At 38.8% G+C, this 16497-nt stretch carries 9 protein-coding genes; 6 read left to right on the forward strand and 3 right to left on the reverse strand.

Annotation, left to right across the window (positions count from 1 at the left end; genetic code table 11):
* Window positions 1–52 precede the first annotated feature (52 nt).
* Window positions 53–688 (reverse strand): 2-polyprenyl-3-methyl-6-methoxy-1,4-benzoquinone monooxygenase, encoded by a 636-nt coding sequence (coq7, locus tag OSH00_RS04325; RefSeq protein ID WP_266129405.1) that lies wholly within the window; start codon window positions 686–688, stop codon window positions 53–55.
* A gap of 1 nt (window position 689) precedes the next feature.
* Window positions 690–2009, reverse strand: a complete 1320-nt coding sequence (locus OSH00_RS04330; protein WP_266129406.1) for an MFS transporter — start codon at window positions 2007–2009, stop codon at window positions 690–692.
* Window positions 2010–2184: 175 nt separating this feature from the next.
* On the opposite strand from OSH00_RS04330, the gene OSH00_RS04335 reads away from it, so the two are divergent.
* The 3 genes from OSH00_RS04335 to OSH00_RS04345 all read left to right on the forward strand — a co-directional run bounded on the left by OSH00_RS04335 (window position 2185) and on the right by OSH00_RS04345 (window position 11916).
* A complete protein-coding gene (locus OSH00_RS04335; RefSeq protein WP_266129407.1) occupies window positions 2185–4911 on the forward strand; it encodes an autotransporter assembly complex protein TamA in 2727 nt (908 codons plus the stop codon).
* A 35-nt stretch (window positions 4912–4946) separates the two neighbouring features.
* The gene (locus tag OSH00_RS04340) at window positions 4947–9488 is read left to right on the forward strand and encodes a translocation/assembly module TamB domain-containing protein (RefSeq protein WP_266129408.1); all 4542 of its coding nucleotides are present in this window, start codon (window positions 4947–4949) and stop codon (window positions 9486–9488) included.
* Between the two features lie 571 nt (window positions 9489–10059).
* Window positions 10060–11916 (forward strand): M48 family metallopeptidase, encoded by a 1857-nt coding sequence (locus tag OSH00_RS04345; protein ID WP_266129409.1) that lies wholly within the window; start codon window positions 10060–10062, stop codon window positions 11914–11916.
* A 107-nt stretch (window positions 11917–12023) separates the two neighbouring features.
* Here OSH00_RS04345 and OSH00_RS04350 read toward each other — a convergent pair whose 3' ends face one another.
* Window positions 12024–13652, reverse strand: coding sequence for a long-chain-fatty-acid--CoA ligase (locus OSH00_RS04350; RefSeq protein ID WP_266129410.1), 1629 nt, complete (start codon window positions 13650–13652; stop codon window positions 12024–12026).
* Window positions 13653–14327: 675 nt separating this feature from the next.
* Here OSH00_RS04350 and OSH00_RS04355 point away from each other — a divergent pair.
* The 3 genes from OSH00_RS04355 (at window position 14328) to OSH00_RS04365 (ending at window position 16415) form a co-directional block, all read left to right on the forward strand.
* The gene (locus OSH00_RS04355; RefSeq protein WP_266129411.1) at window positions 14328–14540 is read left to right on the forward strand and encodes a hypothetical protein; all 213 of its coding nucleotides are present in this window, start codon (window positions 14328–14330) and stop codon (window positions 14538–14540) included.
* Between the two features lie 129 nt (window positions 14541–14669).
* Entirely contained in the window at window positions 14670–15386 is a 717-nt protein-coding gene (locus tag OSH00_RS04360; RefSeq protein WP_266129412.1) for a hypothetical protein, read from the forward strand.
* A gap of 48 nt (window positions 15387–15434) precedes the next feature.
* Window positions 15435–16415: a 2-hydroxyacid dehydrogenase gene (locus OSH00_RS04365; protein WP_266129413.1), complete on the forward strand. Its 981-nt coding sequence runs from the start codon at window positions 15435–15437 to the stop codon at window positions 16413–16415.
* Window positions 16416–16497 lie beyond the last annotated feature (82 nt).

Here is a 16497-nt window from a genome sequence, read left to right on the forward strand (position 1 = left end):
AAGATGTTAAAAAATAAGCCCAATTTACGGGCTTATTTTTTGGATATTGCCATTAGATATAATAACTGGTCTTGGTCATCAATTTAGAAATGGCAGTCATGGTAATTTTAACCGGGATTGGAAGCTCAACACCGCCCGCGGTTAAAGCTGTATCACGATGATGCAATTCATCTTCATTCATTTGTACCAAGATCTTACGCGAACGTTCATCTTGAGCAGGAAGTTGACTGATATGATGCTGCAAGTGAAGACTTACTTGGCGCTCTGTTTCAGCCACAAAACCTAAACTGTATTTATCGCCAGCGATCCCGGCTAGCGCACCCATACCAAATGAAAGACCGTACCAGACTGGGTTAAGTAAACTGGTATGACTGTCCAACTCTTTTAAACGGTCCTCACACCATGCCAAATGGTCTTGTTCTTCAATGGCAGCAAACTCCATTTCACGGCGAACATTCGGAAGTTTTGCAGTCAGGGCTTGTCCATGATAAAGGGCTTGCGCACAGACTTCACCACTGTGGTTGACTCGCATTAAACCTGCTACATGGCGTGCTTCACTGACAGCCAGTTTAGTTTCAGTCTTAGTGGATGGATTGGCTCTTTGCGCTGATGTTGCTCCAGGAACTAAGCTTCTTAACGCTTGATCAAAAGAATGAATCAATTTATCAATGCCCGTATATTGACGCATATTAGTCCTCCAAAGAAACTTGAGTGGTTGCGATTAAGGGTTTTAAACGAATTAATAACCATGTGCTAAACAAAGCACTTAACACAGCAGTTATACAAAATAGAATTTTAATATCTATTTTTAATATACTTAAGATGATAATGGAAAAAATCGCCGATGAAACCATGAATATCGCATTAAAAATATTATTTGCAGCAACAACACGCGCTCGATGTGATTTTGGTGCATATGCCTGCATCATGGCATACAGGGGAACGATATAAAAACCTCCACTAATTCCCAGTAACGTCACTGCCAACATCACGTGATAGTATGGGGTACCAGAACTAAACATATCTGTAACTGAAATCAAATCACCAGTACGTTCAGGAACAAAAGCCAGACTGCCTGCAAGGTAAATTGCGAACAAAGTTAAACCGATCGCACCCAGCGGTACCATTTTGATATTGACTTCAGTACCACCGATTTTGCGGCACAGCAATGAACCAACACCAATCCCCACAGAGAAAAATGTCAGGAGTAGACTCACTACATTTTCATTGCCATGCAAGTTTTGTTGGGTCAATTGAGGGATTTGAGTAAGATAGGTCGCACCATAGAACCAATACCAAGAATTGCCTAAAAGTATGATAAAAATTAAAGGTAAACTTTTTGCATAGCGGATGGTTTCAAAACTGGTTCTAAAGAAATTCCAGTCAATCTTCAGATCTGTATTAGAGGTTGATTGTTTGAGAATAAAGCGACTCGATAGATAGCCCACAACTGCGATTGAGACAATGGTTAGACAAATCCAAATCATATGACCTTGAGAGAGTGATATCACTGCACCACCTAAAATCATCCCGATCAAAATGGCTATAGATGTTCCCGACTGAAATAAGGCATTTCCTGACATTAACTCATTTGGTTTTAAAATTTCAGGCAGAATTGCATATTTAATTGGACCAAAGAAGGTACTGTGTGTGCCCATCAAAAACAAAGCGAACAGTAAAATCCACAAATTACCCAGTAAAAAACCTGCCGACGCAATCAGCATGATGATGATTTCAAGAATTTTAATATTTCTAACTAAAAATGAACGTTCATACTTATCTGCAATTTGACCTGCTGTCGCAGAAAAGATGAAATAGGGTAATATAAACAGAAGTGCGGCAAGGTTGTTTAAGGTGCTGACACTTGCTGATTGTTGCTGAATCCATCCATAGGTAATGACGAGCAATAAGGACTGTTTATATACATTGTCGTTTAAGGCGCCAAAAAATTGGGTAAGGAACATCGGTAAAAAACGTCGGGTCCCTAAAATATGCTCATTTTTTTCCATTGTAGAAGACTTCATTTAGTTATATATAAGAAATGTGTTGAAATGGTAACTATCTCTCAAAATCATGTATCATGTTTTTACCTTAAATCATGTGTAAAACCAATTGGTTTGAGTATTTGAAAGATTTTTAATCGTGGATCTTTCTACAAATAAATTTAGGTCATTCGAGCGTGGTATGCCAGCAAAAATTAATTTTAAAAAATCTGTGCTTTCACATAGTGTTCATTTACACTTTGATCGTTATCATATCAACAAACTGATATGTTCAAGTGTTTTTTTAAGTATTTTTGCAGTACCCGTGAGTTACGCAGAGCAAGCACAGAATAATCAAATCCTAAACTCAAATACTGTAAACATCACACATGATCAAGAACAATTAGAGTCGGCAGCAAGGCAAGAAGGATTGTCGAACGAGAAAATTGATCAACTTGATGAGAAAGTTAAACAGGCCCAACAACAACCTGAACAATTTGATAGTGCAAAGATGCTTGAACAGCAACAACTGAATATTGGCGTTCAGGATGATTTTAAACCCATTGAATTTGAAGACTTGGAAGATTTGCCGGCGGCCAGTGTAGACCCATCTATGGCGAATGAAATTTACAGTGTGGCAGAGCAGGCTAAAACCGAAGCACAAAATTTCCGTAATGGTATGATTAAAACGCCAGAGGTCGAAGTCAGTAACGCCACACAACAAGAGTTAACCGAGATCACTCAAGCCCCAGTCAATGTTGATCAATTGATACAAACCATTCGTGCAGATAACCAAATTTCTGTTCAAGAAAATGAAGCGGGTAAAACTCTGGTTGATCATAATGCGAATCTTCCAGAGGATGAGCAACCTAAAAAAGGTTTCTTTAGAAATCTTGTCAATAAAATTCGTGGACCACAGGACAATGGTGCGCCAATTGCAAAAATCAGTGTATCTGTTTCAGGTGCACCACCTGTTTTAGCAAACAACTTAAAAGCCAAACTCGGAACCTTTACTCAAGAAGCTTATTCTGATTTTAATGGTTCAGTACCACAATTGCGCACACTTGCTGTTCAGGCGGCGCAAGCTGTAGGTTATTACAACGCACAATTTAGATTCAGTAAAATTGATGATAGTCATTTAGGTGTTAAAGTCACTCCAAATGATCCTGTTAAGGTCACGGAACAAAATATTGAGTTTACAGGGCCTGGCGCAAATCTCGCTCAGTTCCAAGTGATTGGTGTATTACCTGACTTGGAGGAGGGTGATGTTCTCAATCATGGTTTATATGAAACCACTAAAACCAGAATAGCAGACGCGGCTTCCAATAATGGTTTTTTTGATAGTTATTGGCGTTTACATGACGTCAAAGTAGAGCAACCGCAAAATAAAGCCCAGATTAATTTAAAGTATGAAACAGGCGAGCGTTATAAATTAGAAGATGTCGAGTTTAGAATGAGTGACCCTTCTAAACCGTTACCGATTGATTTAAAAATCTTAAAAACTTTAGCGCCATGGAATGATGGTGCAGATTATACTGCTTGGCGTGTCAATGGTCTGGCAAACAACCTGACCAACTCTCGTTATTTTAATTATACGCTTGTAGATGCAATTAAACCTGATGCAATTGTAAAACCATTGGAGTTACCAGCAGATTTACAAGCTTTGGTCGATCAGGAAAATGTTGCTGAATCAACTTTTGCGGCACAAACAGATGCTGATAAGGTACATCTATCAGATAAAGAAGTTACCCAAAATGTAGTCAATGAGAATCAATTTGCGGGGACTCAAGGCGAAGAAGCCAACCCAAATTTAAAACAACTGCAAGCACAGCAAAAAGAAAGAGAGTCAGACGAAGACCAACTTAAGGACAAAGCGCGTGAAACCAAAAAAATCCCAGTGATTGTGACTTTAAATGCTGATCGTTTAAATAGTCTGGAAACAGGGATTGGTTATGGAACAGATACTGGTGTCCGTTTGCGTGGTCAGTATAGACGTGCCATTGTCAATCACTTGGGTCATTCCTTTGATGCCAACATGGAGTTGTCACAGATTCGTCAATCTATAGATGCACGCTACAACATTCCCTATAAACATCCTTTAAATGATTATTTCAGTTTGGTTGCGGGTTATGAACGAGAAACTCGTGATGGGATTGGTAATGACATGGATTTGGTCATTGAATCTGCTGTTGCTGGGGTTGACCGAATCATCAAGGGATCACGTAAAGAGTGGCAACATATTTTGGGTGTACGCTATCGTTTAGACCGCGTCACTCAAAATGGACCTGTTGATATTGCCAATATACCTGACGCATTTTTGGTTCCAGGCTCTGATCAAGAGCAAGAATCGTTACTATTAGGTTATGAAGCAACCAAAACAATCAGTGATAACCGTGTTAATCCAACTCGGGGTTATAAACAAAGTTATAAAATCCAATTGGGTAGTCAGTCATTACTGTCTGATACGGATATGGCAATCACCAGTGCTGAATGGAAAGGTTTGTATTCTTTTGGCGAAAATGACAACCATCAAATTGTGGGCGGTTTGAATGTAGGCTATATTTTTGCCAAAGATTTCGAAAAAGTACCTTATAACTTAAGATACTTTGCTGGCGGTGATCAAAGTCTCAGAGGCTTTGACTATAAAAGTTTATCACCTGTTGAGTATGGGTATAAAGTGGGTGGGCAAGGCTTAGCGGTAGGTTCTTTAGAATACAATTATCAATTTAAAGACGGTTGGCGTGGTGCTGTATTTAGTGACTTTGGTAATGCTTATGACAAGTCATTCAGCAATGATACAGAATACAGCTTAGGTGTGGGGCTACGTTGGAAGTCACCGATTGGCCCGATTCGAATCGATGTTGCATCTGGAATATCTGATCCCGCAAAACCGATTCGTTTGCACTTCTTTATTGGTTCACAACTTTAATTAACTAAAAATATAAGAGAATTACTGGAAATATTATGGCTGATGAAGAACATCAAGATGTTCAAAATGAACAGCAAAATGATCAACCCAAGCAGGAATTGACCCCGAAGAAGCGTAATTTATTACGTAATATTCTGATGTCTTTACTTTTGGTCATTATTTTATTAATTGCTGCTTTGGCTGTAATGTTCAGTACTGATAAAGGCAGTAAGTTTTTATTGGATCGTGTTGCTGCAAGTCAAAAAATCATTGCTTATCAATATGAAAGTGGGAATTTGCTGCAAGGGATCATTCTTAAAAATGTCTTGGTTACCTTGACTGCTGTGGATGTTAAAATTGATCGTGCAGATATTTCTTTGGGATGGCGCGCAATTTTAGAAAAAGAAATTCATCTGAGTCATGCGGATGTCAATAATTTAAGAATTATCAGCAAAAGTCCGCCAAGTGATGAACCATTTAAATTCAGTGAAATCAAATTGCCATTTGTTTTGCGTTTAGACAAGGCTGATGTGGATCATTTGCAATTCCAGACCAGTTCTTCAAAAGTAGATATCAATGATATTCATTTGGAAAATGCGTTGTGGTCTGGAACTGCACTGAAGTTTGAAAATTCAAAAATGGACATGGGCTATTTGTCGGTCAAAGATGCCACAGGAAACATGGATTTTAAACAAGGTGATTATCCACTTAACGCCAAAGCTATTCTTCGTCTTCCTTCGTTAAAAAGTTTAAATGTTGAAGATATCTACGTGCATGCCCGTGGTTCTTTAGCCACCATTAAAGCAGGAGTGGCGACGAAAACCCCGGATTTGTTGACAGGTTGGGCAGTCATTCACCCAATGCAGCATGACGTTCCAATGAACGGTGCACTGATATTTAAAGATTATCATTGGCCATTGATGCTAGACCAAGAACTTTTATCTAAAAATGGTATAGCTAAATTTCAAGGCGATGTAAAAGGTCTGAACCTAGAGCTCAACACCGACATCAGTGGTAAAAATATTCCACAAGGGCAATACACGGCTCTGGCACATACTGATTTGGTTAATCAACTGAATATCAACAATATAAATGGTCAGTTGATGGGAGGGGCGGTCAACCTTACCGGTGTAGTGGGTTGGCATGATGTAGTACATTGGGATATCCAAGGGCGTTTAGACCGACTTAATCCAAAAGATAAAGTGATACCTCAGGCGATTCAGGATTTTCTGCCAGCCTCATTGGATGCAAAAATTGCGTCGGTGGGTCAGTTAAAGCAGGGTATGCATTTAACAGCCAATCTTGATTTTGATAAATACGAATCATGGAAGGTTAAGCTTGATCAAGCTGAACAAAAAGGCAAAAAACCCGAACCAATGTTATTGGGAGTAAATTGGAATAACATCGATCGGGCTGTGCCTTATGTAGGCTGGTTGAGCAGTGAGCAGGGGCAAGTCAATGTTGCACTTGTAGAAGGTCAGCAAAATATTCATGTTGCGACTGTTGTTCGTCAACATGAAAAAGGCAGTTTGCCAGCAGGTAAATATAATGCTCAGGTCGACCTAAAAGGCAATGATCTACATATTTCTGCATTTGAATATGTTTCGACCAAAGGCAGTTTATCTGGAAATGCTGTGGTTGAATTACCAACTGAAAAACGTCAATTGAAGTGGAATGCATTGCTCAACGCAAAAGATTTTAATCCACAGAGTATTGTTGCCACTGCACCAGTGGATCTCTTAAATGGGCAAATCAAAGCCAATGGTTATGCGAAACCAAATCAACAGTTGATTAATTTGGAGGCGATTAATTTAACGGGACGTATTGCCAACCAAGTCAAAGCAGAAACCATTCAGTTAACCGGTAAAAGCACAGCAGCAATAATTTTCAATGATGCGAAAGCTGGTGGGGCATTTAAAGGTTTTGCTGTGAATTATGATGGTGCTTTAAATGCGTCACAAATCAAGCAAGGCAGTGGTTTGCTCAAAATTCGTGTTGCAGGAACACCTGAGCTGATTAAAATTTCTGAACTTCAACATGATGGTGTTGCCGGGAAAATCCTAGCCAATGGTTTAGTCCATATCAGCAATGGTGTGGGCTGGGATATCAATGCCTCTTTGGTGCGATTTAAACCCCAATATTTTGTGTCTTCAATTCGTGGAGAAGTTTCAGGCAATGTTAAAACTCAAGGTAATTGGTCAGATCGTTTAAAGAAAATCAATATTCAGCAATTGAATCTTGCAGGCATAATTAACAATAAACCATTGCGAGGAAAAGGCAATTTAGCAGTCGTGCTCAACTCGGATCTTAAGGGGTTGATGCCTCAACAATTTGAAGCAAATAATCTATTTTTATCTTATGCAAGTAATCAGGTTCAAGCATCCGGCAATGCGCAGAATTTGAGACTAAAATTGAATGCACCTGCATTATATGAGCTTTACCCTGGGTTGCGTGGTACAGCACATGGTTATTTAAATTTACAGGCACAGCCGCGTTTAAGTGCGACAGCCAATCTCGCAGTGGATGATTTCAGACTCAATGACAGCTTAAGCATCAAGAAATTAAGCTTAAAAGGTGAGTTGCCGACATCGGAAACTGTACCATCTAAAATGGTTGCGCAAATGGAAACCTTGCGTAGTGGTAACCGTGAGATTCAACACGCAGGTATTACACTTTCAGGAACACGCAAAGCTCATCTACTACAATTACAAGCATGGAACTATTATTCAAAGTTTTATGTGCAGTTTGCTGGTGGGTTTAATGCTCAAAATGATTGGCTGGGTCAGGTACAAAAAGGTGAATTTGACTCTGTGCGAGCGCATTTATTGCAACAACAACATGCACCGGTTATTTTCAATGCAGCTAAATCAGAGCTATATGTCGGACAGCATTGTTGGTTAAGTCAACAAAGCCAATTATGTTTTGACCAGCCCGTTCGTGTGAGTCAAAAACATGGTAATGTTTCATTTGTCACTAAAAACTTAGACTTAAATGACTTTGCTGCATTTATGCCAGAAGGTTTAGCACTCACAGGTAAGCTAAATGGTTATGCAAAAGCATCATGGACACAAGGTCAGCAACCTAAATTGGATGCGAAATTGGTAACACGGAATGGACAAATTGGTATTGCAGCAGAAGATCCAAATGATCCATCAACATCGATGAACTATGATGAAGCCAGTATTGTAATGAAAAGCATCAAAGATGGTTTGTTATTGCGTACTGATTTGAAAGCACCGAACGTGGGAACAGGATATGCGAGCGTTGTCATCAATCCCTATGTCGATGCTAAACCGATGCGTGGCGAGGTTGCTTTTAATGAAGTTCAATTGAAAATCTTAAAACCATTTATTGCAGATGTACGCAAATTGGATGGAACATTGTCACTGGCAGGTAAGATCAATGGTACGCTGACACAACCGTTATTCGATGGTGAAATGCGTTTGAAAAATGGTGAAATCAGCATGATTTCACTACCAGTCAACTTAAATAATATTCAGCTTTATACTTCAATTCGCCAAGATGTTGCCACAATCAACGGCGCTTTCAACAGTGGTCGTGGGGTTGGTAAGATTTCAGGCAGTGTGGATTGGAAAAATGATCCGCATGTGCAAGTGCGTTTGACTGGTGACAAATTATTGATTCGCCAAGCCCCTTTAATCACTGCAATTGTTGATACCGATATGGAACTTGATGCTTTACCATTAAGTAAAAAGTTAACTGTGAAAGGTAAAGTAGATGTACCACAAGCACTGATTTCAATGCCGGAATCAAGTGCAACCGTGGTCAATGTATCACCCGATGTCCGCATCGTAAAGGAAGGTCAAAATCAGCTTGCCTTACTTAAAGCTGCACAGCCATGGTCGATTCGTGCAGATGTTTCAGTAAATTTAGGTAATAAAGTTATTTTCCAAGGTTTTAACAGCCGTATTCCTTTAGTTGGACGTTTGTACCTTTCCCAACGTGGTTTGGAGACAGCAATGCGTGCCAATGGTGCGATTGGTGTCAGTCAAAAAGTGACTGTAGAAGCTTATGGCCAACGTCTGGATCTAAACCGAGCGATTGCACGTTTTAATGGCCCTTTGTCAAATCCAACATTAGATGTTGATACCAACAAGAGTATTTCGGGAAGTACAGTTGGATTGCGTGTGACTGGAACAGCTTCAAGTCCGAATATTCAAGTTTATAATGATGCAGGATTGTCAGACCAAGAAGCCATGAATGCGTTGATTACTGGTCGTATCAATGAAGGTTCAAGCGGATTAAGTAATGCAGAAGGCTTTAAGTCGGATGTAAACAATACCATTGCCGCAGCAGGGATCAGTTTAGGCTTAGGCGGAACACGCGCATTTACCAATCAGATTGGAAGAACGTTTGGTCTGAGTGGTTTGTCTTTTGATGCGCAGGGGACAGGCGATGATACTCAGGTGAGTTTAACGGGATATATTACGCCAGACCTATATATCCGTTATGGCGTTGGCGTATTTACTCCTGTGAATAAATTGACGTTACGTTATCAAATGAATAAACGTTTGTACTTGGAAGCAAGTCAGTCTTTGGAAAAAGCGATCGATTTGTTCTACCACTGGCGTTTCTAATTTGATCATCGTTATCGTTATAACCAGACTTGGATTTTTCGAAATTTAATCTGTGAAATAGAAAGCCCAAATATCTAATATTTGGGCTTTCTATGTGAGAAAATCTAATAAAATTTTCAAAGCGATGATTGTTGTATGTATTTTTACACTAGATGTAATTGGATATGTACATGTTGGTTTTTATTGAGTCGCTTGGACCGTCTCTCTCACAGTTCCGCCTTTTCTTGCAGCCGCAGTTTTATTTCCTTTTCTTCAAAGCATCAGATAGCACTGCGTGCATGACGAAAATATCTGATCACTTTTGTTCATTCTGGTAGTCAGCTTGCGAATTCGATTGTTTATTTTGGTGTTGTGTTTTTGAAAGTTGAATAATGGCTTCTTTGACTGATTATGCATCTAGATCTTGAGCCATGGAGCCTATAGAGACACTTTTTAAATTATCATTTTATTAAGCTCAATAAGTTGATATTAGATTTTAATTTCTGAGTTTTTTCGATTTAATCAATTGAAACATCATCAGGTCATTGATATAAAAGAATCTAATCATGAAAAGAATATAAGGACAATAACAATGTACAGTCAGGAAAGGATGACTCGACTTGAGCAAGAATTACGTGAAAATCCCATAGCTTACCACCGAAAAGTAAAAATACTGGCATGGTTGGGAAACTTATATGTAGTATTTGGTGTTGTGGTTTTGGTGATTTTATTGATTTTAGCCTGTCTGTCTATTTTGGTTTTAAAGGCTTTTGCAATAAAGATCATTATTCCTGTTGCGATATTTCTGTATGTGATTGTTAAATCACTTTGGATTAGTGTAGAAAAGCCCCAAGGCATCACTATTCAGGCGAAAGATGCACCTGAGTTATTTAAAATCATTGATGAATTAAGTCTGAAATTAAATTCACCTTCATTTCATCATGTACTCATTACAGATGATTTTAATGCAGCGGTCGTTCAGACGCCTCGACTTGGTCTATTCGGGTGGTATGAAAATTATTTGATAATTGGTCTACCGTTGATGCAATCCCTATCCGTTGCACAACTTACTTCAGTGCTGGCACATGAATTTGGGCATTTATCTAAAAATCATGCCAAAACAGCAAATTGGATTTATCGTCAAAGGATTCGTTGGGCGCAGCTTTACCAACTTGTAGAGCAAAATGCCAGTCGGATAGATATTATTTTTAGACCATTCTTTAAAAGGTTTGTGCCATATTTTGCTTCTTTTTCTTTCCCTGTTGCAAGGGCAAATGAATATGAAGCTGATAAAATATCCGTGGAATTGACATCTGCTGAAACTGTGGCACAAACCTTAACTACGGTAAATGTAGTAGGGTGTTATTTAAGTGAGGAGTTTTGGCCAGCCATCTTTAAGCATGCTGAAAATATGCCGAAACCCACAATTTCTCCCTATCTCGGTTACGTCAATCAGTTAAGTGAATTTTCTGAGCCAAATAAAACCAAGAAATGGTTGGATCAGTCTTTAAAATTACAAACCAGTTTGGAAGATACACATCCATCATTAATGGATCGTTTAGAGTCAATTGGTCAAACAGCTCAATTGGTATTTGCTGAAAAAGGACATACAGCCGATTTACTTTTGGGAGATCAGTTGGCAAGAATAACGGCCACGTTTGATCATCAATGGCAGAATAATGTTTTGGGGGTTTGGCAGCAGCACCATCAACATATCCAACAGCAAAAAGAATATTTAAAACAATTGAATGAAAAATTAGCACGAGGTGAAAAACTATCTACCGAAGAAAGATTTTCACATGTAGAGCTCACCGATACCGTTTTGCATCAACCTGATATTGCATTTGATTTGATGAGAGAACTCTATGAGGAAGATCAAGAAAATGCCCTGGCCAACTTTATCTATGGGCGTCTTTTGTTAGAGCGTAAAGATCAATCCGGATGTGCCATTTTAGAAAAATCAGCACAAATGAATGAATTTTACCAAGTGCAAGTCTATGAAATGCTGTATCAGTTTTATCAAGCACAAGATATTGCTGCTGAAGCTGAAAAATATCAAAGACTCATGCTGGATCGCGTTGAACTTGAACAGTTGGCAATGAGCGAACGTCAAGAGGTGAGTTTCAGAGATCATTTTATACCACATGGATTGACCTTTGAAGAATTGGAAGATTTATTACAGCAACTTAGAAAGTATACGGGTATTCAACAGGTTTGGCTGGTGCAAAAGCAAGTGCAACATCTTAAGCATATCCCTTGTTATATTCTAGGGTTTAGTCTGAAGAAAGGGTTTAACAAAGTGGATATTGAGACAATCATACAAACCGTAAAAGTATTACAGGAAAATGTGGTCTTTCCCGGTGAAACATTCCTAGTGTGTTTTGATATTGATGAAAATCAGAAGATCAAAAAGAATATTAGACAACTACAATCTGCCCAAATCATTTAACTTTATTGGTCTAAAAATGTTTCAAAAGTTCGATAAAAATAAAACAGCCTATCTAGTGATGGGCTGTTTTAAGTTGTCTGATTACTTTAATCAACACGATACTCGAGTTAATCTGTTAATAAGACATCAGCATATTGTTCGCGTAAATCACGTTTCAACATTTTACCAGTACCTGTTAGCGGAATGGATTCTACGAATACCACTTTGTCTGGGATTTGCCATTTGGCGATCTTATCTGAATAATAGGCAAGTAAATCTTGCTCGGTAATTTGCGAACCTTGATGTTTGATCGCAATCACCACTGGACGTTCATCCCATTTTGGATGATTCGCAGCTATCACCGCAGCCATCGCAATCTCTGGATGGTTCATGGCAATATTTTCAAGTTCAACCGAAGAAATCCATTCACCTCCAGATTTGATCAGGTCTTTGGCGCGGTCACTTAAAATGAGATAACCATCTTCATTGATTGTCGCAATATCACCTGTGTCAAACCAGCCATCCGCACTTAACGCGTTTTCAGATTTTCCATAATAAGATTCAATGATCCAATGCCCTTTTACTTGCAAGTTACCCGTGGTATGCCCATCACGAGCAACTTCATGAACGCCATTTTCCTCATCGGTAATACGCAAGTCTACACCGAAGGGTGGGCGACCCTGAGAAAGTCGGATTTTAAATTGCTCTTCAGCACTTAGATTTTGATGTTTGGCCTTGAGTTGATTGCCGGTGCCCAGAGGACTCATTTCTGTCATGCCCCAAGCATGAATGGTTTCACACTGATAAATGTCTCTAAAAGCTTTCATCATGGCAGGAGGGCATGCTGAACCGCCTACGACATTTCGTTTAAGGCTTTCCAGTGTGCTTCCTGATTGTTTTGCAGCAGCAAGTAAACCTTGCCAGATAGTAGGCACACCCAATGCAATACTGACTTTATAATCATCGATCATCTGCACCAAACTTGCACCATCTAAACCTGGGCCAGGTAGAATCAGGGTGCAACCCACCATTGCTGCTGCATAAGGTGTTCCCCATGCATTGACATGGAACATGGGAACTACGGGTAACATTATGTCTTTGGCTGATAAATTCAAAGAATCAGGCAGCGAGATTGCATAGGTATGTAAAATCGTCGAACGATGGCTATACAAAGCACCTTTAGGATGACCAGTAGTGCCAGAGGTATAGCATAATGAACTTGCAGTATTTTCCTCAAGCTTTGGCCATTCATAATCTCCCGCATTTTCAGCGATGAGTACATCGTAAAATTTGGCGTCTGGAAGCGCATCTGCAACATCTTGATCGAAAGCACCAAGATAGACAAAATGTTCTACATTTGGCGTGTGTGCTTTAACTGCACGAATTAAGGGAAGGAAAGTCTTATCAAATAACACAACCTTATCTTGGGCATCATTGATAATAAAAATCAATTGTTCAGGGAAAAGTCGAGGATTAATGGTGTGGCAGACGAGTCCGCTGCCTGAAATTGCATACCATGATTCTAGATGGCGATGATTGTTCCACGCAATTGTTGCCACACGATCTCCTGAATTAAGCCCAAGATATTTTAGTGCATTGGCAAATCGTTTTGCGTTTTCAGTAACATGCGTCCAATCTGTCTTGGTGATTGTACCATCGGTATTTTTAGAAATTATTGCGGTATCACCATGATAACGTGCAGCATGTTCGATCAAACTGCTGATTAGCAACGGTTGTTGCATCATACGTCCTTGCATGAAAAATTCCTTTATGATCTTGTTGATAGGCTTAAATTTTGGTTTTTTCAAAAGCTTTCTAAATTAAAAATAGAGGTAAATAGAAAAAGCTATGATTTCATCCTATATAAAAGTCAGATTAAATCAAGCTTATAAATCATCTTTTTTAAACTATTTTTTCTTTTTTAAAGCAATATAAAACAAGGATTTAGATAGATTATCATGATTTGAAAATTTCAACAGAAAAATAAGGTTCTACGACTAAAGGTGAATAAAAAAATTTACGTAGCAACTTTTTAATATGATAAACATAACACATGTCTTGCAAAGACAGAGATGTTTCGGGATGAAACTTCGAATGATGTAGGATTTCTAAAAAGGAGTTTGATAATGTTGCAAAAAATCAGAAAATTATTGTGTATCCACAGTTTTGAATATGAAATTGGTCAAAATGTTGTGGTTAAAGAGTGCCGTAAATGCGGAGCTCATCATTAGTTTTCTTAAACTTTAGCGAAATATCACCATATGATGATTTTATGAAATCAGTATGGTGATCTTAAAAAAGCATAATAATAGAACTCATCATTTGAATATTTTTTTGTTGATCGTAAATCAAATTTTTTTCTGGTTTCTTTGAATGATCCAAGTTGTGTCAGATGCGTTACAATAGCATCATTTTTCTGATTCCTATCTGATATGTCAAAAGATTTCTTGGCTGAGTCCTATATTGTTGATGAACATCTCGTAGATACCTTAAATTGGCTTTGTCAACATCAAGACTGTTATGATGCTTTTCAATTTGACGTGCTTACCCAAGAGCTTAAAGTTCACCATGCCAATGGCACAGACATCATTCGTCAAGGGATGTATCTCACAGCAAAATACGGCATTTTAGTTACTTCACTGTAGCTGAAGGATGTTATTCATGGTGTTGGATGAGTATTTGCTGTTTTATTCTATTCCTGAAGCCTAATTTATCCGCTTTTTGGTGTGGATTGATGCGACAAAAAAAACAAACATCGCTAGAATATAGGGTGTATGAAAAATATTGAATCTGTAATGAATGTGAATGTATCAGAACATCAGCGTAGTATTTTGGCAGCAATGGGAATTGATCTGTGGATAAGCAGGGTCGATGCACAGACACGCCATTATCAAAGTGCTTTATATCGCGATATTGAACCTTCACATCCTTCCATACATCAACCGATTGAGTTTAAAGATCTATCCACACACATTGATGCTGATCTAGCGAAAAAGACATCGGTCCTAACCACTGAAAAGATTCAAATCTCTGAAGTCACTTTACTCAAGCGTAATCCTGCTACTCAGCAGACAGAAGAAGTTTCAACATCACAGCACATTCAGCAACAAACTCATTTTGAGACAGAATCCGTATTAGTGCTGTCACCATTTAAAATTCAAGCCTTTGCGATTGAGAATTGCCTATTGTTAGTTGAAACAACTGACTTGAATGCTGAACATTTGACCTTGTGGAATAATATTCAACGTGCAGTCAGTGGACATGCTTATGAATTAAAATGGCCTTTCCCTTTGCCGCAGTATCAAGATGGTCGGGGGGTAAACCTTTATATTCAAGGTTTTATCGACGCATTGAGAGCAGAGCGTAAAGTGATTAGTCTGGGACAAATTACTCATCTTGAACAACAGGATATTATGGTGCTGTCGAGTTTGGATGAAATGCTGAAAGAACCTTTGCTCAAACGTAAATTATGGCAAATGATGCAGAAATAAATACTTTAATCCCATAAAATGGTCGTGTTGAAAGGGAGTTTGATCTAGATGAAACAAAAAGTCGTAGTTTTTAGCCAAATCGATTCAGAAATTCTGTCACTTTTAAATGATCAATTTAAGGTGGTTGTTTTAGACCCGAAACAGGGTGATATCAATCAACAGATTAGAAATGAGGTGATTGACGCTGATGCTATGATTGGTGCAGGACGTGTACTGAATGAATCAAATCTAGCACCGGCACAGCAGTTAAAAGTTATATCTTCAGTTAGTGTGGGCTATGACAATTATGATCTTGTCTATTTAAACCAACAGAAAATATGGTTGGCGAATACCCCCCATGTACTGACAGAAACAACCGCAGATTTAGCTTTTACTCTATTGATGAGTGCAGCAAGAAAGGTGCCGTCTCTGGATCGGTGGACCAAGCAGGGTGCATGGAAACGCACCGTCAATGCGGAGCAATTCGGTCAGGATATTTTTGGTCAGACTCTAGGGATCATTGGTTTGGGGCATATTGGTGCCGCGATTGCCCGTCGAGCTTTTTATGGTTTTAATATGAATATTTTATATCATAACCGCCGTGAAAAAATTGAAGTCGCTCAGCAATTCAATGCACAGTACAAAAGTCTTGAAGATTTACTTCAGCAGTCTGATTTTGTAGTAACCGCAGTTGATTTAAATCAGCAGTCTCAAGCGCTAATCCGTGCAGATGAACTAAAACTTATGCAGAAGCATGCGATATTTATTAATATTTCTCGTGGTTCTGTCGTCGATGAACAGGCGCTGATTGAAGCTTTGACCAATCGACAAATTTTTGCTGCAGGACTGGATGTTTATCAGAAAGAACCTTTGGCTGATTCACCCCTATTTCAGCTTGAAAATGTGGTGACGTTGCCACATGTTGGTTCAGCAACTGCAGAAACCCGTAAAAAAATGGCTCAATTGGCTTATCACAATCTGATTGATGCCTTGGCGGGCAATACGCCAAAATATTTGGTGAACGAACACTTCGATTCAGATGTAAAGTAAAGTTAAAACAATATAACACTTCATTGCAAATTTGTTCTAAATTCAATGTTATATTGAAAATACTAAGATTATTGAGCCGATC

The organism is Acinetobacter nematophilus (assembly GCF_026344175.1).
Classification (GTDB): Bacteria; Pseudomonadota; Gammaproteobacteria; order Pseudomonadales; family Moraxellaceae; genus Acinetobacter; species Acinetobacter nematophilus.